The following is a 20440-nucleotide window of genomic DNA, read 5'->3' as shown; positions in this document are numbered from 1 at the left end:
GACCGTCCGCGCGATGTTTCAGAATACACGTCCTCACTGCAAACTCTCATGACTGCTCCGACGGTGCCCGGCGATATTGCGGCGTTGGTACGTGCGCTCCCTGAAATCTATCAGTCCATCTACGGACATCCAGAGTACGCTGTCTCGGCGGCGCGCGGATGCGAAGACCGGCTGACCTATCTCGTGGCGATTCACGACCAGCTGCGCGCAGCGCTCGGACGGCCGGTGCGCGTGCTGGATCTTGGATGTGCGCAGGGCTACTTCTCGATCGCGCTGGCCAAACGCGGTGCGTCCGTGCTTGGCGTAGACTTCGCATCGCAGAATATCGACCTCTGCAACGCGTTGGCGACCGAGCATCCCGAGGCGGACCTACGCTTTGTGCACGGCACCGTCGAGGAAGTCATCGGCACGACGTCTCCCGATGCGGTGGACATGGTGCTTGGCCTGAGTGTCTTCCATCATCTGGTCCACGCACACGGCGTCCCTGCCGTGCGCGCGCTGCTTTCGTTCCTCGGAGCGCGCGTCGCCGTGGGCGTCTTCGAGATGGCGATGGCCACGGAACCGCTGTACTGGGGTCCGTCACAGCCCGTCGATCCGCGTGAATTGCTCACCGGCTGGTTGTACATGGCGACCAGCAGCCACTGCACCACCCACCTGTCCAGCGTGGCACGACCGCTGATTGTGGCCCAGGGACACGCTACCGATGGCGGCTTTTGGGACAGCACTCCGCCACTGGCGGCGGGGCTGGGCCTGGCTGACGGCATGCGGTGCGTACCCAGTGTACAATTGAACGCGAACGAGCATCCGCGCTTTCATGTGTTCATATCGGAGAGTGCCTCACCGCTAGGTGCGGTGCAAGAAGCAGAGGGCGGCGTCGAACCCTCCATCCGGCTCTTTCTCGATGCGCAGCTCGAATCCGATGATGTGGTTCTCGACCTCTCGCCGGGAGACGGGTTTGTTGCCTTGAGCGCGGCCACGGCGACCGTCGCACCGTCGGTGTATTGCGCGACCTCGGACAGTGACGCACGTCGGCATCTCGAGCGAGCCGCCCGTGCGGCCTCCGTGGGGCTCACCTTGATCGACAGCGGAGCGACGATCACCGAGAGCTCGCTTCAGGAATTGCGCCGTGATGTGCAGCAGGGTGGGCGAATCTTCGTGCACTCCACGGCCGACGATGTCGCCGCATGGGGCGCGCGTCTCGCGTCTGTTGTGGCGTCAGGACGGCTGATCGCGTGGTGTGTGGGAGGGCAGGGAAGTGATTCGTCGCGCCGCCGTGCACTCGGGATGCTCCGCTCCTTCGGCTTCCTGCCCATGATGCTCGTGGATCGCGATGGTGACCTCGAGTTGTGCGAGGCGGACGAACACGCCGACGCGTGGATCGCCATTCATCAGCCCACGGAAGAACCGATGCGCGAACGCCTGGTCGGCGACGACCCGGTTACCAATCATGCGATGCACAGTGCGGTCATGTCGGACACGCCTGCCCTGAACTTTATCGCGCCGTTCTGTCGCACCGGGTATGGTATCGCGGGTGCGCATCTGCTGCACGCGATGATCGGCCTGAACGCCGACGTGAGCTACTTCCCTCTCGGAGCGGTCGATCCGAGCATCCTGCCATTTCCCGAACTCGAGTCAGCGTTAGCCGCGCAGGATCGCTTCGACACAACGGTGGCCAGCGTTCGCCTCTCGCAGCAGTTCGACTTGGCGCTCCACGTCGGCAAAGGCCCTCGCATCGGCTTCCCCATTTTCGAACTCGATCGTTTCGATCAGCGCGCCCTGCATCATCTCAAGTCGCAGGACCGGCTGCTTGTGTGCTCCGAGTGGGCGCGTGGCGTGCTGCTGCAGAATGGCATCTGGAAGATGCCGGTGGATATCGTGCCACTTGGCGTGGACCGCAGCATTTTCCATGAAAAGCTGCCGACTGGGACGACCGTCGATACCCAATTCTTGAGTGTCGGCAAACTGGAGCCGCGAAAGGGGCAGCTGGAGCTGTTGCGTGCGTTTGAATCGGCATTCACGCCGTCTGATCCGGTGCGGCTCACGTTCATCTGCGCCAATCCCTTCCTCACGGAAAAGGAGATGGAGGCGCGGTGCAAGCCGTTCAGGACGTCGAAGCTGGCACGGCGCATCACGCTCGTCACGCGCTCTTATGCCACCCAGTCTGAGGTCGCTCGGGCCATGGCGATGTCGGATTGCGGCGTATTCATCTCGCGCGCTGAAGGGTGGAATCTCGAAGCGCTTGAGATGCTGAGCTGCGGACGTCAGGTGATTGCGACGAACTACAGTGCGCACACGGAGTTCTTAAATGGGTCGAATGCGCGCCTGGTGGAGATCGACGGCGTGCAACAGGCCCGTGCCGACGCGCTTGGCGCGTGGGCGGCGTGGGATACACGTCAGCACGACGCGCTCGTGGAGCAGTTGTGCGCCGTGCACGCTGCTCGGCGTTCTGGGCCCCTCCCGCTGAACGAGGCGGGGCTGGACACCGCGAAGCAGTTCAGCTGGACGTCGGCGGCGCGGAGCCTTTTGGCGGCCGTGCAGCGCGTTTGATCGCGTCGGCCTGCCGTTGGCGCCAGACCTGTGACAGCAGCGTCTGCACCACCGGCATCCCGATACGGCGAGCCGCGTGCGCGAGCGGCGGGTCGTCAAAACCCACCACCACCTGGCACGCTGCGAGGAGTGCCTCACGCGCCGCCGCGGTGATCGCGTCGGGCAGCAGCACGATCGGCGGTCGCGTGTCCGCGCTACGTCCGGCCAGCTGCGATGCCTCGTTCACCATGCGCAGCAGCGCATCGCGGGACACGTGTTGCGCCGCGTCTTCGGCCAATACGAGCACCACGTCGTCGTCGGCGGTAAATGTCTCGCAATAGCTGCGCATGATGCCTGCGCCCTTCCCCGAGCACCAGTCTGGAAAGGCAAGGAAGCGCGTGGTGTGCGCCGACGGAACCACAGCCGCGGCGACGCCGCTCGTGCGCAACGTGCGAGGTACCTCGTAGGTCGGCGGCACGAGAAGCGCGGACAGCCGCTTGCCGACCTGCTCACGCAGTGCGTCGTAGCTGATGATGTCCATCCGTCCGACGCTCGACGTACCGGATGTCGTCACCTCGAGCGTCAGCTGGGCGGCGGCGGCGTCGCCTGAGGCGGCGAGTTGAACGGCTGGCCGCTCGAACAGGAGGGCTAGGCGATGTACGATATCCGCGCGCACGGTCGTGTGCGGCGACGTGATGACCACGTCCGCCGAACGCACGAAGGCCGCCGTTTCTTCAAGTGTCAATGAACGCCCGTCGACGCGTACCGGCACGCGGTGTTCAACACTGCCCTTCGCCAAGAGGGTCAGTAGTCGGTCGCGGCTGCGCGGGCTGCGGCGCGTGCCCTCATTCGGCAACAGCACCAGCAGCGTCGCCGTGTCGCACGCGAGTGCGCTTGTGGGCCACGCCTCGACCAGGCGAGCGAGATCCGCTTCCTGTTGTTCATCGAACACCGGATAGAGCACCAGCTGACCGGCACGCCCCTCAATCGGCATTCGAGGACCATCCGGCGGACAGCGATCATTTGGTGTGACGAAGGGGGCCTGCCAGAGGCGGTCCGGGTCGACCCCAACCCGCAGGCAGGCGTTTAACGCGTCGTGCGTCGGGGTCCACACTTCCGTGGCCTGATCCCGGAGCGTGCGCACCCATTCGCTCGGCACCGTGTCGGCGACCACGTCTCCCGTATAGACGATCCATGCCCCGTGGGTCGGTGGGATCACCTCGTGCACATCGTCGCGACTCAAAAAAGTGAGCGTGATATCCGACGCAGTGGTGTCGCGATCGTGGCGTTGCATCGCCTGCCATGCCGGGCGCACGCGATCGGACCACGAGGGACGCAGGGCATGGTCGGCGCTGTTGTGAACGACACAGGCGGCCCCGGAAAACTCAGCGACCGCCGATGCCAGCTGCTCCGACGGATAGTGCCACGCGTTGCCGTCGAAGAGCCGGGCGGCGAGCCGGAGCTGTCGATCGGCCGTTGATGGGGCGCTGGGCACTGCTGGTAAAAAGGCCTGATGGCCGGCGATCTGCCGCAGTCGCCCTCTGATGGCATCGGCCGCGCGGCTCCACGGCCAATCGCGCACCATGTCGGCTCGCGCGCGCGTGCCGACAGCACGCGCCTCGCCGGGGTCACCATGCACGCGCTGCAGGAGTTGTGTCAGGTGCGCGGCGCTGGGGTTGGCCCACTGCTGTTCGGCGTAGAGCGGCACTTCGATTCCATCAGCGGGTCCGACATCGTCAAGGTCTATCAGATAGCCGTTCTCGTCATTCAGGAATGCCAAGTGCGCGCTCCAGCGCGTGGCGATCACAGGCACGCCGGACGCCATCGCCTCCATGAAAGGGCGCCCCCACCCTTCGCCGCGCGTTGGCGACACATAGGCATGCGCAATGCGATACAGCGCTGGCATGTCGCGCGCGGCAATCTTGTCTGGGAGCACCACGATCGGTGCCACGTCCGTCCGCGTGCGTCCCCCGCAGGAATGATGCAGGAATTGCGCGATCTGCTCGTTGATGATCGTGAGGTTGTCGCGACCGTCGGCGCGATCGATAGGGTAGGTGCGGATCACCAGTGTCACGTCGTCCGCAGGGGTAAATGCGTCCACCCAGGCGCGCAGCAACACGTCCCAACCCTTTCTCAGCCGCCACTCGAACACCGACAGGAATATCGTTCCGCGCAATCCGGCAATCGGCAGTGGCGCGATCTCGGGGCAATACGTGGTACTGTCGATGCCTCCCGGCACCAGATGGATGGGCACCGTGACGCCCGCCCGCCGGAATGTTTCCGCATTGAATGCACTGGGGAGCCACAGTTCGTCCATCGCATTCGCCGGCTCGACCCATGTAGGAGGAAGTGAGTCGGTCTCGAACATGGTGCGCCCCACCATGTATTCCACGCTGCTCGCTCGATAGAATCCATCGGCGGTCACGTGCTGCACCATGACATACGATTTCGGTAGCGGCTGTGCGATGAGACGGTCCAGAATTGCTCGCTCCGCCGCCGGTAGCCCCTCGCGGAAACCGACCGAGACCCGCTCCATCGGACGCACGGCCACAGGCACCTTGGCCCCGTCAAGCGCGCCAAGGATACCTCGTGCTTCGTCGGCGTAGCCCGACGGGTCAAACACGGGTCCCAGCCAGACGATACCGGGCGTTGCACTCATGCTGATGACGTGGGGAGTGGAAGGGTTTGGCGCAGAAGATCGTGGAGGGGGGTGATCACGCTCTTCCAATCTCGTGGTGCACGCTGGCGGACCAGCCGAGCCGTGGGATACCACGGCGTGTGCACCCCTGCCAGCCCCCAGCGCCAGTCGGGGGAGTGGGGAAGGAGTACGAAGGTGGGCAGCCCCAACGCACCCGACAGGTGCGCGAGCCCAGTATCCACGGTGACGATGCCATCGAGCGTCTCCAGCAGCGTGGCCGTTTCCAGCCAATTCGATGACAGCGTCGGTGTTGCCAGCCGCTCATGCTGCACCGGTGGCGTGGCGCCGTACTGTAGCCACACCCATTCGATTCCGTCGATATCGAGCAGCGGCGGTAGTAGCGCCGGGTCGAAGTCACGCAGCGTCGTGGCGAGAAACGCCGGATTGCCCTGCCACACCACGCCCAGGCGATGGCGACCGGATTCCTGTCGCGCGAGCGCTGGCGACGACTGGTCTGACTCTGTGCGCAGATACGGAACGCGTGCGCCCGCGACGTCGCGTCCGATATCCAGTCGATGCGGCAGCGACAGCATCGGGACATACCAGTCGGTCACTGGTGCCTGACCCATGGGGACCGCGTCGAATCCGCTGGCGATGAACAGCGACCGCGCTCCGACGTGGCATTCGACCACCACGCGCGAGGCGCCACGGGCGACCAGATCGCTCACGAAGCGGATGAACTGGAAATTGTCGCCCTGACCCTGTTCCGACGTAACCAAAATCGTCTGTCCGGTAAGCGGCTCGCCCTGCCACGACGCGGCGCCGGTACTCGGCGGCGTCGGCAAACCCCGGTGTTCAAAGTCCGCCCAACCCGCCGCGGAGGGACCACCAAGCAGCGACGTGAGCGCGCGCTGCAATCGTGTGGGGCTGTGCTGAGGGCGCGCAGCCTCGGCACGGTCCAGCCAGTAGCGCGCTCTGGTGAGGTCGCCCAAAGCATGACGGATCTGCGCGGCGGTGAGCAGTAAGGCCGGCTGCTTGGCGGAGATCGCCATCGCGCGCTGCACGATCGGCCACGCACGCTGCGGATCGCCGGCGGCGCGCGTCGCCCCCGCGAGGGCACCCAGCGCCGCCGGGTCCTTCGGTCGCTGGCGCACGACACGCTCGAACAGTCGCCGCGCTTCGTCGGGGGCCCCGGCATCGAGCAGCGCGGCTCCGAGCTCGTAAACCGCGGTGATGTCGGCGCGCTCAATGGACGCCGTGCCGGACGCCGTCGCGGTCGCGTGATGGAACACCGAGAGCAGCGATGTGCGTACGGCCACCGTGTTGCCGGCGAGCCGCCAAGCGTTGGCGACCATGAGGGCCGCGGTGATCTCACCCGGCAACGCGTCCTGCACGCGCATGAACGTGGCGGCGGCGTCAGCATGGTGACCGGCATCGAGCGCCACCTGGCCAGCCAGGAGCCACGCTTCGATCTCGCTGGGGCGGGACGTCATCGATGATCGACCGTATGCGTGACGGTCCGCGCCAACGCCGAATCGAGTGCACCGAAACTGTGATGATGCGTTCCATTCCGGCCGGGCATTCGAAATCCCTCGCTCAAGTTCTTTCGGGCTCGGACGACAATATCATCTGACCGCGATTCGAGAGTCGGATCGAGGCGAGGCACGGATGCCTCAGAGTATACATCACGGAGGATAGTCTCATGCGTATCAACACGAACGTCGGCGCCATCACTGCTTCGAAGAACATCTTCGTCAACAACATGGCGACGGAGAACAGCATGCGGAAGCTGAGCTCTGGCCTCAAAATCAGCCGTGCGGCTGACGATGCGGCTGGTCTCTCGATCGCAAACAAGCTTCGTACGCAGAGCCGCTCGCTCACGCAGGCGGCTTCGAACGCCGAGCAGGGTAATGCGATGCTCCAGATCGCGGAAGGCGCAGCGTCCACGATCCAGCGCATCATCGAACGTCAGAAGGAACTGATCACGCAGAAGGCGTCGACCGGCAACAACAGCACCGTGTCGGCTACCCTCGGCACCGAAATCGCTACGCTCCAGACTGAGTCGGCTCGTATCCTGGCGGATGCGGACTTCCAGGGCGCCTCGGTGTTTGCATCGCTCACGTTCCAGGTTTCTGACTCTACGAGCAACGGTTCGGTGACGGTGAACGCGGCGCTGACGCTGACCTCGCTCTCGGCGTCGTCAACGCTGGCCGATGCGGATACGGCGCTGACGGCGGTGAACTCCACGCTCGCCAACATCGGTGCTGGTCAGAACGTGCTCGACTACACAGTGCAGAATTTGAAGTCTGCAGTTGTGAACGTCCGCGCGGCCGAGTCGACCATTCGCGACGTCGACATGGCGGAAGAAATGGCCAATTTCACCAAGAACAACATCCTGACGCAGGCTGCACAGGCCATGCTGTCGCAGGCGAACCAGGGCAGCCAGAGCGTTCTGCAGCTCCTCCGCTAAACCCGAAGTTTTCCAGTGGGTGAGTAACCCCGGGGTCGGCGAATTCGCCGGCCCCGGGGTAAAGCCTTAGAACGCAGTCAGGAGGCGAGTATGTCGAGTCCGATCAACATCAGTGGACTGAGCACCGGTATTCAGTGGGGCGACATCGTCGACACGACGATCAAGGCCTATGAATCCCGCCAAGTCAAACCGATCACCGATCGTCTCACGAAGCGCGCGGCGCAAAAGACGGCGTGGACCAAAATGCAGGGCCTCGTCGAAACGCTGAACACGAATGCGCGCAATCTGCGGCGTACCGGGTTCGGCGGATTTCTCGCGACCGTCCCCCCCAGTCCGAGCACATCCCGCACGCTGCTCGCCGCCACCGCATCGCTCACGGCGACGCCGGGGCGTTATCGCGTGGAAGTGCTGCAGCTCGCCGACACGGCGAAGATCGGCGGGAGCTCCGTCTCGGATACGACGGCAGCGCGTGGATTGACGGGATCGATGTCCATCAATGGGACATCGATCGGCATCGTCGGCACCGACACGCTCGCCGACATCCGCACGAAGATCAATGATGCCAACATCGGTGTCACGGCTTCCATTGTGAGCGACGGCGGAACCGCTGGTCGACTGGTACTGACAGCCAAAACCGCCGGCGTGAGCGGTGTGTCCATCACCGATGGCACTGGTGGTATGGCACGCGAGCTCGGCTTCCTCGACACGCGCTCAAAGCCCATCTCGTCGGCGACAACCGCCGCGGCGGTGGCGCTGGGAATGGCCGTCTCCCCGCAGCCTGCGAGCATCCGGGTGGGGAGCACGGTCATTACTGCAGATCTCGCGACGGAGTCGATCACCGCCATCGCCGCGAAGATCAATGCCGCCGGTGGCGCGGCGTCGGTGGAATCCGAGGCGTACGGCAGCGAAACGCGCTATCGTCTGGTGGTCGACGGAAACGTCACGGCCGTGGCCGGCGATGCCAACTCGCAGTCCGTCATCGACGCGCTCGGATTTGCCGCCGGCACCTCCGGCAGCGTGAAGCAGACGGTGCAGACGCCCGTGTATACCAACGCCTCCGATGCCGTGGCCGGTGCTTCGACGTCGCTGGTGGGGCTCAAGTTCGGCGGCTCCGCCTCCAATCTCGCTGTCGGCGACGCGATCAATATCCGCGGTCTGCGCGGTGATGGCACCGCCGTGACGATCGGGCTCGTCGTGGGCGCGAGCGATACGATGCAGACGTTGCTCGACAAGGTGAACGACGCGACCACGGGCTTCGGCTCGGGCGCTCGCACGGCCACGGCGGCGCTGGGCAGCGATGGTCGTATCCGTCTCACCGACGCGATCGGCGGCGCCTCGCGTCTGTCGCTGTCCATGTCGGTGACCCATGCCGACGGCACGACCGGGTCACTCGGTACGGCCAGCACATCGGTGACCGGACGCAGCCGCGCGCTGCAGGTCGGTCAGGACGCCGTGATCCGCGTGGACGGCCGTGAAATCACGCGGTCGACCAACAACATCACCGATGCCATCGCCGGCGTGACGCTGTCGCTGAGCACCGCCGAACCCGGTACCGAGATCGACGTCACCATCGATCGCGATGTGAAGGGGACGGTCGACTCGGTGCAGAAGTTCGTGGACTCGTACAACGAGATTCGGAAGTTCTTCGACGAGCAGCGTGCTTCCGACGCGCCGCTGTACGCCGATACACTGCTGCGCGGACTGGTGGGAACGTTCAACGATGCGCTGCGTACTGACGTGCCGAGCAACGGGACGTACACCAAACTTACGATCGCCGGTGTGACGCTCGATCGGAACGGTATCCTGACGTTCAATCAGGACACGTTCAAGACGGCACTGGCTGACAAGCCCCTCGAGATCGAAGCCCTCTTCGGATTCTCTGGTGTGGGACAGGCGTTCGTGACGGCATCCGACAACGCAACGCAATTCGGCATCGGTACGATCAGTGCGCAGCTCAAGAACATCAATCAGAACACGATTCTGCTGAAGAAGCGTGAAACCGACGCGCAGAAGCGCATCGAACTCAAGCGCGAGCAGCTGGTGGCGCAGTTCACGCGCATGGAAGAGGCGATGAGCCGATTGACCTCACAGAGCAGCTCGCTGCTTTCGAGCGTGCAGGGACTTCAGGGCAACAAGTAGCTGCCGATACTCCAGAGTGAGACGCAGTTCCCGCATCCGTTCCGACTCCAGCCACCGTCCTGATGTCCTACGCCAGCCAGTCCTCGTCGTATCGCGAAATGGAGATCCAATCGGCATCTCCCGAGCGACTCGTCGTAATCGTGTTCGAGCAACTGGTCGTGAATTTGGAGCGTGCCCGGATCGCGATGGATCGCAACGATATCGAGTTGCGGGTCACCTCGCTGCGCCGCGCGCGCGGCCTGGTCGGCGAGTTGCTGGCCACGCTCGATTTCGAGAAGGGTGGTGCACTCGCGCATCAGCTGGCCGACTTGTACCAGTTTATGCTGTACGAGCTCGTGGACGTGGGACAGCGGAAGGACGTGGTCACGCTGCGCAAGCTGGTCAACATCGCCACCTCGCTCCGTGAAGGCTTTACCACGGCCGCGCAGTCGGCACCGACCGGCGCACGCCTGAAGACCGCGTGACTCGAAATCCGATCATGAACGCCTTCGATACGATTCGTAGCGGCCGGTTCGGCCGTCGCGGTCCCGAGGCCCGTCGGGCGGCCGCGCGCGGCGCCCTGGCAATCTGTGCCAACGCCGATGCGCTCGCCCGTGAAGCCGGTGATGTCGTCGGACAGGATGACGACCGACTGTTCAGCCTTCTCGAACAGCGCGACGAGATGTTGCAGGATCTCAGCGAGCACCTGGTCATGCTGCGTCTCGAACGTCCGACCGCCGATAGCCCGCTCTATGCGGCCACGGAACGGGCAGTCGATGACGCGGACGCCCTGCTGACCGACGTGTCAGCCGCGCTGAGCACGTCGCACCGGGTCACCATGGAGCTGGCCGCGAAAGTCGCGCGCCGGACTGACGAAATCCGGCGCGAGCTCGATGCCGTGCAGCGCGCGAGCAATGCTGGATTGGGGTACGCCGTCGCGGCTGGAGCACATCTGGTTGACCGGCTCCGCTAATTCGGGATCTGACGCCAATGTCCGCAAGACCGGCCACCCCCGAGGCGTTTAGCGCTCTGTTGCAGGAGAAGCTGGACGAGCTCGATCAGGCGGCGCAGCATGAGGCGCTGATGGAGCATGACGAGGTCGAACTGCTGCGGTTGCGAGCGGCCTTCCTCGTGAGCGGAACTGACGGCAAACCGTGGCACACTGGGGCCCTGGTGCATTTTCAGCGGGATCGGTCGGGAATGGATGTTCCCGAACCGACACTCGATATCAGCTACCCTGCCCGACGGACTGGATGAACACCTGCACGACCGTCGAGACGGTGGTTTGGTCCCGACCGGTTGCTACCCGCACTACCTGGGCGACAGGGATGTCGCGGAAAGGGATACGGAAATCCTCCCGACCTGTAAAGTTGCGCGCCATTCCTGCCGATAGTCCCAAGTGAGGAGGAGGAACCCCCTATGCGAATACACGGAAGCAGTTTCGATCCACTGCGCCCGACGCCGACGAGCAGCCCCGCCGTACAGCGTCCAGCGCAGGAGATCACGCAGTCGCCGGCCACCAAGCCGGTCAAGTCGGACTCGGTCCAGATCTCGGACGCGGCTCGTCGCCTGAATACTGAGCAGGCGAACGCCCTGAACCCGGAACGTGTGGCCGAACTACGCAACAAGGTGCTCACGGGCGCCTACAACACTCTCGATGTCGTGGACCAGGTAGCACGCCGCATTCTGACGCGCGGCGACCTATAGGTCTGCGTCCCACTCCGACCAGCAGGATCAGGAGACCGGCAGTATGAAGTTCCTTGTGGTGGACGATTCCGCGACTATGCGGCGCATCGTAATCAATTCGCTGCAGCGGATCGGCTTCAACGACACCGTCGAAGCCGGCGACGGTCAGGAAGCGTTGGCGAAGTTCGACAGCTCGATCAAGTTCGTGATCACGGACTGGAACATGCCCAACATGAGCGGTACCGAGTTCACGAAAGTGCTCCGGTCGCGTGATGATGGACGGCAGGTGCCTATCCTGATGGTGACGGCGCGCTCCGTGAAGGAAGACATCCTGACGGCAATGGAAGCAGGCGTGAACAACTACATTGTCAAGCCATTCACTCCGCAGGTGCTGAAGGAGAAGATCGACGCGCTCCTCCCGGCAGCCGCGGCCTGAGGATCTGTCCAATGACCAGCACCCGTGCGCAGGAAGTCCTGTACGAGTCCGAGGCGGCTCTCCGCCTCGTCGATCATGAGCTGACAGGCATGCATGATGTCCGAGATGCAGCGGAGGCGCCGGCGCGAGTCATTCCGATGCTCTCGCTGTCCGAGCTCCCGCAGATTCTCGAACAAGCGAACGCGCAGATCCTGAGCGTGCTGTCGAGACTGCGCGAAAGCCGCGCCGCGCTCCAGACAAGCGCACTCGAGAAACTCGCGACAACGCACGAGAAGATCCGGGAAGTCACCTCGGCGACGGAAGATGCGGCCATCAACATCATGGACGCCTGCGACCGCGCCACGCAGATGGTCGACGAGCTCGATACGATCGATGCGGAAGCAAGCCCCGATCGCGAGAAAGCTGGCGGTATCCGCGCCAACCTTCGCGACGAGCTGTTCCTCATGATGGGCGCACTCCAATTCCAGGACATCACGTCGCAACAGTTGTCGCACGCATCGGCGGTGTTGGTCGAGATGGAGAACCGCCTACTCGACGTGTCCAAGCTGTTCGATCAGAATACGGACCACGTGAAGGTCACTTGGGGACGAGATTGCGCCGCGCCCGATGGAGCGACCTACGATCCGAATGCCACGACGCTCAACGCGGAGACGCGCCAAGCGCTGGCCGACGAAATCTTCACCGCCGTACGCGCTCCCGCGGCGTAGCGTCCCCCCCGCTCCGACGCGTGACCACGACGGCCTGTACCTTCACCGGTATGGGCCGTTCGTCGTTGAGTCGTATCAATGTGTCGACGGCGGTAAACCTGACGGACCGACGAGCCGATACTGGACAGTGTTGATCGTATCCACGTGGGTACTGCCTGCAGACCTCCGACGCTTCGCCTGTGTCCTCTCTGAATCTCGATGATGCCGCCACGCTGCTGATGCAGCTGGAAGCAACCGATACCGCCGATCTCGCGATGCTGCGTGAAGCCCTCACCGATCTCGCGTTCGAGAATCGCGTGCCGCTCCGTGCGCAGCCCTTTGTCGCTCGTGCGGCGCGTGTGCTCGGTACGATCGTCAAGGGCACCGCGCCCGACATTCCGGCCGCCTTCGCCGATGTCAGCCGCGCCATTGAGGACGCCATGCAGGCGAGCGAAGGGAGCGTGTCACCAGGCGATCGCGTGGTGGCGCGCGCCGTGGACACGACCGCCGCTGCCGTCACTGCCAGCGTGCCCACCTTCGAGCTCGACGAGCCCGCTGTGCGCTTCGAGCAGAAACGCTCACTGCAGCACGATGTGGGTATCGATCAGCTGCCCGACGATGCCGATCGCGACTTGCTCCCCGATTTCCTCACCGAGAGCAACGAATGCGTGGTCAACTCCGAAGTGGCGCTGCTGCAACTCGAAGCGTTTCCCGACGACGAAGAAGCGGTCAACACCGTGTTCCGTGCCTTCCATACGGTGAAGGGCACGTCCGCCTTCCTGGGACTGTCGCGCATCGCCGCGTTCGCTCATGAAGCGGAGTCGCTGCTGAGCCGAGTGCGCGACAAAGAGATTGCGTACACCAAGGGCTGCGCAGATTTGTCACTGCGTTCGGCCGATATGCTGAAGGCGCTGCTCATGTCGGCCGAGACCGGATTGAATGGCGACGGTAAGCTGCCGATCCCCGATGGCTATCACGAGCTGCTGGACGCGCTTGCCGGCTACGACCCGGCGCGCGACGCTGCCGGCGTGACACTATCGGTGCTGCCGGCTGCCTCGGTCCTTCCGCGCGTTGTGGCGGACTCAGACGACATCTTCCCCATGTCCAGAATATCGACTCCCGCGACCGTGACCGCGGCCGCCGCACCGGCGAACGGCAACGCAAACAAGGCGCGTGTGGAGTCGAACGCCGACGCGACGATTCGGGTGCGGACCGATCGCCTCGACCGCATGATTGACATGGTCGGCGAACTGGTGATTGCACAATCGATGATCGCAGGCGACGAGCTCTTCGGCGCCGGTAAGCAGCACGAACTGCTGCGCAAAGTTACGCACGCCGGCAAGATCGTTCGCGAGCTGCAGGACCTCAGCATGTCCATGCGCATGGTGCCGCTGCGCGCGACCTTTCAGAAACTTACGCGCGTTGTCCGTGACACCGCATCGAAGGCGTTCAAGACGGTGCAGTTCGTGACCGATGGCGACGAGGTGGAAATCGATCGCAACATGGTCGACGTCCTGGGTGATCCGCTCGTGCACATGGTGCGCAACGCGGTGGACCATGGGGTCGAGGGCCCCGATGAGCGCGAAGCGAACGGCAAGCCGCGCTTGGGCGTGGTGCGGTTGCATGCCTATCATGCGTCGGGGAACGTCGTCGTTGAACTCAAGGACGACGGTCGTGGTCTGCACCGCGACAAGATCGTGAAGAAGGCGATCGAGAAAGGGCTGATCGAGTCGGACAAGGGCATGACCGACAGCGACGTGTTCAACCTGATCTTCGCGCCCGGCTTCTCCACCGCTGAACAGATCACTGACATCTCAGGTCGCGGTGTCGGTATGGACGTGGTCCGTCGCAACCTCGAGAAGATCCGCGGCCGCATCGACATCACGTCGGTGCCGGGCAAGGGTACCACGTTCGCGATCCGTCTGCCGCTCACGCTCGCCGTGACCGACGGTATGCTCGTGCGCGTCGGCGACGAACGCTTCATCGTGCCGCTCACCCATATCCACATGAGCTTCCGTCCGGAACAGGCGATGCTCTCAACCGTGGTCGGACGCGGCGAGGTCGTACTGCTGCGCGGTGAGCTGCTGCCCATCATCCGGCTGCACCGTCTGTTCGATGTCAGCGGCGCCGTGCAGTCGCCGCTGGACGGCCTGCTCATGATCGTTGGCGATGGCGAACGCCGCACCGCGCTGCTGGTGGATGACCTCCTCGGCCAGCAACAGGTCGTGGCCAAGACCCTTGGCGGCGGCCTCGGCAAGGTGCCGGGCGTGAGCGGTGGCGCCATTCTGGGCGACGGTCGCGTAGGCCTCATTCTCGACGTCTCCGAGACGGTGGCGCTGGCGCAGAGCCACGAGCCGTCTCCCGTGCGTCGCGACCGACCGGCCGCGGCCTGATCAGGCCGACAGCAGTACGGGTCCCGGCGACGCTGGGTCCGTAGGGCAACACGTGTTCGAGTCAAGCTCCGACGAGGGGGCGCCGATACCACACAGGATACGGGTCATGTGACCCTGGTACTCTCTTCCATTTCGAGCGAGCCATGAGCACGCACACTGAATCGGTTTCCGCTGTCGCGGCCCAATCCCGCGCCGGCAAGTATCTGACGTTCTTTCTCGCCGCCGAAGAATACGGCCTCGAGATTCTGAAGGTGAGCGAGATCATCGGCATGCAGCCGATCACGCGCGTACCCCGCATGCCGGAGTTCGTACGCGGCGTCATCAACCTGCGCGGGAAGGTCATTCCGATCACGGACCTTCGGAGCAAGTTCGGCATGGAGCATGATGGCAGCGAAGATAGCTGTATCATCGTCGTGCAGATGCGTGGCATTCAGACGGGCGTTGTGGTGGATCGCGTGAGTGAAGTCGTCGCGATCGCGGAGGCGGACATCGAGGACGCGCCGAGCTTCGGCGCTGGCATCCGCACCGAGTTTCTGCTCGGCATCGGCAAGGCCGGTGGACGCGTGAAGCTGCTGCTCGATATCGATAAAGTACTCGTCAGCAGCGAGATCGCGGCGCTGGAAGCCGCGCAATCGCACGCCGCCTGACGCGCGTCCCTTCGTCACTCTCCGTCTTTCCAATGGCCGCCCCGATCGCCAGCCACGCGCTCTTCGCCGAATGCGAAATCTCGCCCACGCAGTTCGCGCGTATCACCGAGGTGCTCCATGAGCATGCGGGAATTCGTATGCGCGAGGGCAAGGAAGGGCTCGTTCGCGCCCGCTTGGCCAAGCGCCTTCGCAAGCTGAATCTCCCGGACTTCGAGGCGTATCTCGACTTCGTGGAGAAGGAGCCGTCGCGTCGCGAGTTCGCCGAGATGATCGATGCGCTCACCACCAACAAAACCAGTTTTCTGCGCGAGGTGTCGCACTTCGACTACCTGCGCGATGACGTCTTCCCTACGCTAAAGGGTCCGGTCAGGATCTGGAGCGCGGGCTGCTCGAGCGGTGAAGAACCGTATACGCTCGCAATGCTCGCCAACGAGAGCTTCGGCAATGTCAACACGCGCGACGTACGTATCCTCGCGACCGATCTCAGTCATCGCGTGCTGGCGACGGCGAAAGCGGCGACGTACCCGGCTGAGACCATGGCCGACGTGCCGTCGGCGTGGATGCACAAGTATTGGACGCGCCGGCGCGACCCCGTGGGTCGCGAGGTGTACGAGGCGGGTACGTCGCTCCGTCGACTGGTCCACTTCGCAAAGCTGAACTTGATGGAACGGTGGCCGATGCAGGGGCCGTTCGACGCCATTCTCTGTCGTAATGTCATGATCTACTTCGATAAAGCCACCCAACAGCAGCTCGTCGAGCGCTACTGGGCACTGCTTCGCCCCGGTGGACATCTGTTCGTCGGACACTCGGAAAGTCTCACCGGCCTCACACACCGCTTCCGGTATGTGCAGCCTGCGGTCTACGTGAAGTAGCCGTGGGCACGATAGCGCCTGTGCGCGCGGTCGATCGGGTCGTGGGCGTCGCCGACGTGAAGGTGTCCAATACACCGGGCGAGCGCCTGATCACGTACGCCCTTGGCAGCTGTCTTGGTATCGTGGTCTATGACCCGGTCGTCTCCGTAGCGGGACTGCTGCACGTCATGTTGCCTACGGGGTCCATCGACGAAGCCAAGATGAAGGACAAGCCCGCCATGTTCGTGGACAGTGGCGTGCCACTCCTGTTCAAAGAGTGCTACAAGCTTGGTGCAAAGAAAGAGCGCATGCAGGTGAAAGTGGCCGGCGGCGCGCATGCCGGCGCTCGTGAAGAAGACGACCGTTTCCAGATCGGCAAGCGCAACATGATCGCGCTACGCAAGCTGCTGTGGAAGAATGGGGTGCTGGTGCACGCGAACGACACGGGAGGCGTGCAGACGTCCCGAACGATGTGGGTGGACGTGACCACAGGCGAGGTCACGCTCAAGATCAACGGCGCCGAAAGCAAGCTTTGATGCACCGGATACCGACTCATGGCCTTTAACGTTCTCGTGGTCGACGACAGTGCCGTCATGCGGCAGATGGTCGTACGCACCCTCAGGATGAGTGGTCTTCCGCTGGGCACGGTCCTCGAGGCCGGCAACGGCGAAGAAGGACTGTTCGTCCTGCAGGACCAGTGGGTGGACCTGCTGCTCCTCGACATCAACATGCCGGTGATGAATGGCGAAGAGATGCTCCGGCGTCTTCGCGCCGTGCCGGAAACCGCCACACTGCCCGTTATCGTGGTCTCCACGGAAGGCAGCGAGACCCGTCTGGCTGCGCTCCACGCGTTGGGCGCGGCGATCGTCCGCAAGCCGTTCGCGCCGGAGACCCTGCGCGACACTATTCTGCGTATTACTGGAGTTACCGATGCCGAGTACTACGGTCCAGTCCCTGTCGCGAGCGACGACAGCGACTTTTGAGGAGCTCGCGCTCCTCTTTCCGGAGCACGAGCTTTCCCCGGAACAGGCCGCGGCTCCGCTCGACGTCGCGGTGTCGGTCGAGTTTCGCGGCCCCCTGCGCGGGCGCCTCGTGCTTCGTGCCTCGTCCCTGATCCTGCCGTCAATCACGGCAAACATGCTGGGCGAAGACGCGTCTCGGCAGCGTCCCCTGCAGCGCGATGCGCTCGGGGAGCTCGCGAATGTGATCTGCGGGAATCTGCTGCCTGCGATCGCGGGCGTGGAAGCGGTCTTTCACCTGTCCGCACCGTACGTGCACGAGGGCGTCGACGACGTCTCACGCGACGCCGACGCACCGACGGCGAGTCTCATGTTCGGCCTAGAAGAAGGCCGCGCCGAAGCGGTGCTCTACGTATTTGGCGACAGAGACGGTGTCGAGTCCATCGCCCAGGGTGCCGTGAGCGCCGCGTGACCACGACGTTCACACCGGGGGCCCCGCTGCCCGGTTCAGGGGTGCCGCCGCGAAGGCCAGGCGTCGTTCGCGTCCTGATCGTGGACGACTCTGCGCTGGTGCGCCGTATTCTGTCCGAGGCATTGTCGAAGCACGACGACATCGAAGTCGTCGGAACGGCCACCGATCCATACGTGGCGCGCGAGCGTATCGCGCAGTTGCGGCCCGACGTGATAACGCTCGACATCGAAATGCCGCGCATGGACGGGCTGTCGTTCCTGTCCAAGTTGATGCGGCATTTCCCGCTCCCCGTGGTGGTGGTGAGCTCACTCACCCCGCAGAACAGCGAGACCGCACTCCGTGCGCTCGCGCTGGGCGCCGTGGAGGTGATCGCGAAGCCGGGTTCCTCGCTCGCCGCGGGCGATGTGGCCGAGGAGCTCGTGCGCGCCGTGCGCGCCGCATCGCATGCACGCGTCGTCAAACTTCTGGACACGGCCGATGCACCGCCGGTGCCTGGCCGTTCGGCGATCGCGTCGCTCAACACCACCAACAAGATCATCGCGCTCGGTGCCTCCACCGGCGGTACGCAGGCGCTCGAACAGGTGATCCGACGTTTCCCGGTCGATGCGCCGGGCACGGTGATCGTGCAGCACATGCCGGAACATTTCACGCTGTCGTTCGCCAAGCGACTCGACCAGGTGTGCGCGATGCGCGTGCAGGAAGCGAAGGACGGCGACTACGTTGTGCCCGGCCTGGCGCTCGTGGCGCCCGGTGGCAAACATCTGGTGCTGCAGGCCAGCGGCGCCCGGTGGGCGGTGCGCGTCAAAGATGGTCCCAAAGTGCATCACCAGCGTCCCGCGGTGGACGTCCTCTTCCAAAGCGTCGCGCGCAGCGCGGGACGGAATGCCGTGGGCGCCCTGCTGACCGGGATGGGCGCCGACGGCGCCAAGGGGATGCTAGCCATGCGCGAAGCAGGCGCGTACACCGTGGCGCAGAATGAGGAAACGTGCGTGGTGTACGGGATGCCGCGTGAAGCCGTCAAGATCGATGCGGCCGTCGATGTCCTGCCGCTTGACTGCATAGCGGACGCACTCCTCAACGCCATCGCCGCCAAGCGCGTGTAGGTCGCGGTTGCGGTCGCGCGTGTCCGGTGTGTTCGTTAGCCGACGGTTCGGTCGGCCGGCATCACCACACGGACGCGAGTGAATGCGCGCGGTAGGGGCGTCCCGGCGGATGTATCATCGGACGCGCGGTCGATGCGTTCGAAATGGAGCGAGCCCCCGAGCGTGTCCACGAACGCGGCCACGATCGCGAGGCCGATTCCCGCCCCCCGCACGCCCTGCTTGGACGTCACGAACGGCTCGGTGAGGCTCGCCCGCAGGTCGGCCGGAACGCCATCCCCATCGTCCTCGACCTCGACCGTAACCGTTCCGTCCCGGACCGCGCTGCGGACCGCGATGCCGCTTCCCGGGGGCGCCGCGTCATGGGCGTTGCGGAGCAGCTCGATCATGACGTCCCGCCACCAGCTCGCATCGGCGTAAATCTGTCCGCCCCCGAGTGTCACGCGCACCGCCCGGTCGCTCTGCTCGGACGCCAGCGCGGCCTGCGCATCGGCGATGCCGTCGTCGACCGACGTGGAGAGCCGACGCATACTTCTCGCGCGTGAAAACTGCGACACCCGCTGGAGATACCGGACCGTGGCGTCGGCGGCCCGATGGATCTCCACCACGTCGGCGTGCATCGGATCGCCGTCGGGCATGTCGGCGAGCAGCAGTTCGCTGTACGTCCGGACGACGGTCGAGAAATTGTTGATGTCGTGCGAGACCCGCCTGGCAAAGCGCACCAGCGCATCGGTGTCGGACACCGCATTTGTGGAGGAGGCCATGTGTGACGTAGAATACGCTCCGCGGCGGCAATCACAACGGTCACTTTTCGTCCGCCCTCTCCGGGAGCCAGAACCATGATGATTCGAACCAGCTGTGTCGTGTCCTGTGCCGCGGCGCTGTCGCTTGCCGGGTCCGCACTCGGCTCCGCGCTCGGTGCGCAGACTGCGCCGCCGGTGGCGGAGCAGATTTCGGCAGCCACGCAGGCGCTCCCGAAGGAGCTGCGCGACGGCGCCGGTGTGATGGGCTATAAGTCGGCTGGCAAACTGGAATGGCTTCGCCCCGCGAAGAACGGCATGATGTGCCTGGCCGACGATCCCGCCGAAGAGCAGTTCCATGTGTCGTGCTACCATGACTCGATGGACCCGTTCATGGCCCGTGGCCGCGCGCTCCGTGCGTCCGGCGTGAAGGGCGGGCAGGTCGACACTGTGCGCTTCGCCGAGGTGAAGGCGGGGAAGCTCAAAATGCCCACGGCGCCGGCGTCGCTGTATCAGATTTTCGGCGCGAAGGATGCCTTCGACGCCGCGTCCGGCACCGTGAAGAAGGGCAACCCGTTGTTTGTTGTCTACATCCCCTTCGCGACGACGGCCACCACGGGTATCTCGACGACGCCGTCCGATACAAAGCCGTGGCTGATGTTCGCCGGCACACCGAAGGCGCACGTGATGTTCTCCTTGACGATGTGACTGGGCGTTG

General features: G+C 64.4%; 20 protein-coding genes. 17 read left to right on the top strand and 3 right to left on the bottom strand.

The genetic code is table 11. The features are described 5' to 3' along the window. The first annotated feature begins 48 nt into the window (after window positions 1-48). Window positions 49-2547, top strand: coding sequence for a glycosyltransferase (locus tag ACLL97_RS11830; RefSeq protein WP_411280678.1), 2499 nt, complete (start codon window positions 49-51; stop codon window positions 2545-2547). Here the strand turns inward: ACLL97_RS11830 and ACLL97_RS11825 are convergent. Then, complete coding sequence (locus tag ACLL97_RS11825; RefSeq protein WP_411280677.1) at window positions 2495-5185, bottom strand: glycosyltransferase family 4 protein; 2691 nt, start codon at window positions 5183-5185, stop codon at window positions 2495-2497. The genes ACLL97_RS11830 and ACLL97_RS11825 overlap by 53 nt on opposite strands. After that, window positions 5182-6657, bottom strand: a complete 1476-nt coding sequence (locus ACLL97_RS11820; protein ID WP_411280676.1) for a tetratricopeptide repeat protein — start codon at window positions 6655-6657, stop codon at window positions 5182-5184. Before ACLL97_RS11820 ends, ACLL97_RS11825 begins: the two co-directional genes overlap by 4 nt. A gap of 209 nt (window positions 6658-6866) precedes the next feature. On the opposite strand from ACLL97_RS11820, the gene ACLL97_RS11815 reads away from it, so the two are divergent. The 15 genes from ACLL97_RS11815 to ACLL97_RS11745 all read left to right on the top strand — a co-directional run bounded on the left by ACLL97_RS11815 (window position 6867) and on the right by ACLL97_RS11745 (window position 18985). Next, the gene (locus ACLL97_RS11815) at window positions 6867-7634 is read left to right on the top strand and encodes a flagellin (RefSeq protein WP_411280675.1); all 768 of its coding nucleotides are present in this window, start codon (window positions 6867-6869) and stop codon (window positions 7632-7634) included. Window positions 7635-7724: 90 nt separating this feature from the next. Then, window positions 7725-9773: a flagellar filament capping protein FliD gene (fliD, locus tag ACLL97_RS11810; protein WP_411280674.1), complete on the top strand. Its 2049-nt coding sequence runs from the start codon at window positions 7725-7727 to the stop codon at window positions 9771-9773. 62 nt (window positions 9774-9835) lie between these two features. Next, on the top strand, window positions 9836-10237 hold the full coding sequence (gene fliS / locus ACLL97_RS11805) for a flagellar export chaperone FliS (RefSeq protein WP_411280673.1): 402 nt from the start codon (window positions 9836-9838) through the stop codon (window positions 10235-10237). Continuing rightward, window positions 10234-10725, top strand: a complete 492-nt coding sequence (locus tag ACLL97_RS11800) for a hypothetical protein (protein WP_411280672.1) — start codon at window positions 10234-10236, stop codon at window positions 10723-10725. The genes fliS and ACLL97_RS11800 overlap by 4 nt, the downstream gene beginning before the upstream one ends. A gap of 17 nt (window positions 10726-10742) precedes the next feature. Further along, window positions 10743-11009: a hypothetical protein gene (locus ACLL97_RS11795; protein ID WP_411280671.1), complete on the top strand. Its 267-nt coding sequence runs from the start codon at window positions 10743-10745 to the stop codon at window positions 11007-11009. 162 nt (window positions 11010-11171) lie between these two features. Then, the gene (locus tag ACLL97_RS11790; RefSeq protein ID WP_411280670.1) at window positions 11172-11459 is read left to right on the top strand and encodes a flagellar biosynthesis anti-sigma factor FlgM; all 288 of its coding nucleotides are present in this window, start codon (window positions 11172-11174) and stop codon (window positions 11457-11459) included. Between the two features lie 43 nt (window positions 11460-11502). Beyond that, window positions 11503-11874 carry a response regulator gene (locus tag ACLL97_RS11785; RefSeq protein ID WP_411280669.1) on the top strand — a complete coding sequence of 124 codons (372 nt, stop codon included), beginning with the start codon at window positions 11503-11505 and terminating at the stop codon, window positions 11872-11874. 11 nt (window positions 11875-11885) lie between these two features. After that, entirely contained in the window at window positions 11886-12581 is a 696-nt protein-coding gene (locus ACLL97_RS11780; protein WP_411280668.1) for a hypothetical protein, read from the top strand. Between the two features lie 179 nt (window positions 12582-12760). Further along, complete coding sequence (locus ACLL97_RS11775) at window positions 12761-14953, top strand: chemotaxis protein CheA (protein WP_411280667.1); 2193 nt, start codon at window positions 12761-12763, stop codon at window positions 14951-14953. A 143-nt stretch (window positions 14954-15096) separates the two neighbouring features. After that, window positions 15097-15600 carry a chemotaxis protein CheW gene (locus ACLL97_RS11770; protein WP_411280666.1) on the top strand — a complete coding sequence of 168 codons (504 nt, stop codon included), beginning with the start codon at window positions 15097-15099 and terminating at the stop codon, window positions 15598-15600. A 32-nt stretch (window positions 15601-15632) separates the two neighbouring features. After that, on the top strand, window positions 15633-16472 hold the full coding sequence (locus ACLL97_RS11765; protein ID WP_411280665.1) for a CheR family methyltransferase: 840 nt from the start codon (window positions 15633-15635) through the stop codon (window positions 16470-16472). Window positions 16473-16474: 2 nt separating this feature from the next. Then, entirely contained in the window at window positions 16475-16987 is a 513-nt protein-coding gene (locus ACLL97_RS11760; protein ID WP_411280664.1) for a chemotaxis protein CheD, read from the top strand. Window positions 16988-17005: 18 nt separating this feature from the next. Then, window positions 17006-17434: a response regulator gene (locus ACLL97_RS11755; RefSeq protein ID WP_411280663.1), complete on the top strand. Its 429-nt coding sequence runs from the start codon at window positions 17006-17008 to the stop codon at window positions 17432-17434. Further along, window positions 17382-17882: a chemotaxis protein CheX gene (locus tag ACLL97_RS11750; RefSeq protein WP_411280662.1), complete on the top strand. Its 501-nt coding sequence runs from the start codon at window positions 17382-17384 to the stop codon at window positions 17880-17882. The genes ACLL97_RS11755 and ACLL97_RS11750 overlap by 53 nt, the downstream gene beginning before the upstream one ends. Window positions 17883-17923: 41 nt before the next feature. Continuing rightward, window positions 17924-18985, top strand: a complete 1062-nt coding sequence (locus tag ACLL97_RS11745) for a protein-glutamate methylesterase/protein-glutamine glutaminase (protein ID WP_411280738.1) — start codon at window positions 17924-17926, stop codon at window positions 18983-18985. A gap of 35 nt (window positions 18986-19020) precedes the next feature. Here ACLL97_RS11745 and ACLL97_RS11740 read toward each other — a convergent pair whose 3' ends face one another. Continuing rightward, window positions 19021-19746, bottom strand: coding sequence for an ATP-binding protein (locus tag ACLL97_RS11740; RefSeq protein ID WP_411280661.1), 726 nt, complete (start codon window positions 19744-19746; stop codon window positions 19021-19023). A 75-nt stretch (window positions 19747-19821) separates the two neighbouring features. On the opposite strand from ACLL97_RS11740, the gene ACLL97_RS11735 reads away from it, so the two are divergent. Then, window positions 19822-20430, top strand: coding sequence for a hypothetical protein (locus tag ACLL97_RS11735; protein ID WP_411280660.1), 609 nt, complete (start codon window positions 19822-19824; stop codon window positions 20428-20430). Window positions 20431-20440: the final 10 nt, after the last annotated feature.

Origin of the sequence: Gemmatimonas sp. (assembly GCF_046594945.1) — a bacterium.
Classification (GTDB): Bacteria; Gemmatimonadota; Gemmatimonadetes; order Gemmatimonadales; family Gemmatimonadaceae; genus Gemmatimonas.
Note: the sequence above shows the minus strand (reverse complement) of the source record. Positions and strands in the feature narration are given on the sequence as shown.

Bases quoted from the DNA above. Each gene is read 5' to 3' on its own strand.
- ACLL97_RS11830 (WP_411280678.1), top strand. From the start codon at position 49: ATGACTGCTCCGACGGTGCCCGGCGATATTGCGGCGTTGGTACGTGCG.
- ACLL97_RS11825 (WP_411280677.1), bottom strand. From the start codon at position 5,185: ATGAGTGCAACGCCCGGTATCGTCTGGCTGGGACCCGTGTTTGACCCG.
- ACLL97_RS11820 (WP_411280676.1), bottom strand. From the start codon at position 6,657: ATGACGTCCCGCCCCAGCGAGATCGAAGCGTGGCTCCTGGCTGGCCAG.
- ACLL97_RS11815 (WP_411280675.1), top strand. From the start codon at position 6,867: ATGCGTATCAACACGAACGTCGGCGCCATCACTGCTTCGAAGAACATC.
- fliD (WP_411280674.1), top strand. From the start codon at position 7,725: ATGTCGAGTCCGATCAACATCAGTGGACTGAGCACCGGTATTCAGTGG.
- fliS (WP_411280673.1), top strand. From the start codon at position 9,836: ATGTCCTACGCCAGCCAGTCCTCGTCGTATCGCGAAATGGAGATCCAA.
- ACLL97_RS11795 (WP_411280671.1), top strand. From the start codon at position 10,743: ATGTCCGCAAGACCGGCCACCCCCGAGGCGTTTAGCGCTCTGTTGCAG.
- ACLL97_RS11790 (WP_411280670.1), top strand. From the start codon at position 11,172: ATGCGAATACACGGAAGCAGTTTCGATCCACTGCGCCCGACGCCGACG.
- ACLL97_RS11785 (WP_411280669.1), top strand. From the start codon at position 11,503: ATGAAGTTCCTTGTGGTGGACGATTCCGCGACTATGCGGCGCATCGTA.
- ACLL97_RS11780 (WP_411280668.1), top strand. From the start codon at position 11,886: ATGACCAGCACCCGTGCGCAGGAAGTCCTGTACGAGTCCGAGGCGGCT.
- ACLL97_RS11770 (WP_411280666.1), top strand. From the start codon at position 15,097: ATGAGCACGCACACTGAATCGGTTTCCGCTGTCGCGGCCCAATCCCGC.
- ACLL97_RS11765 (WP_411280665.1), top strand. From the start codon at position 15,633: ATGGCCGCCCCGATCGCCAGCCACGCGCTCTTCGCCGAATGCGAAATC.
- ACLL97_RS11755 (WP_411280663.1), top strand. From the start codon at position 17,006: ATGGCCTTTAACGTTCTCGTGGTCGACGACAGTGCCGTCATGCGGCAG.
- ACLL97_RS11750 (WP_411280662.1), top strand. From the start codon at position 17,382: ATGCCGAGTACTACGGTCCAGTCCCTGTCGCGAGCGACGACAGCGACT.
- ACLL97_RS11740 (WP_411280661.1), bottom strand. From the start codon at position 19,746: ATGGCCTCCTCCACAAATGCGGTGTCCGACACCGATGCGCTGGTGCGC.
- ACLL97_RS11735 (WP_411280660.1), top strand. From the start codon at position 19,822: ATGATGATTCGAACCAGCTGTGTCGTGTCCTGTGCCGCGGCGCTGTCG.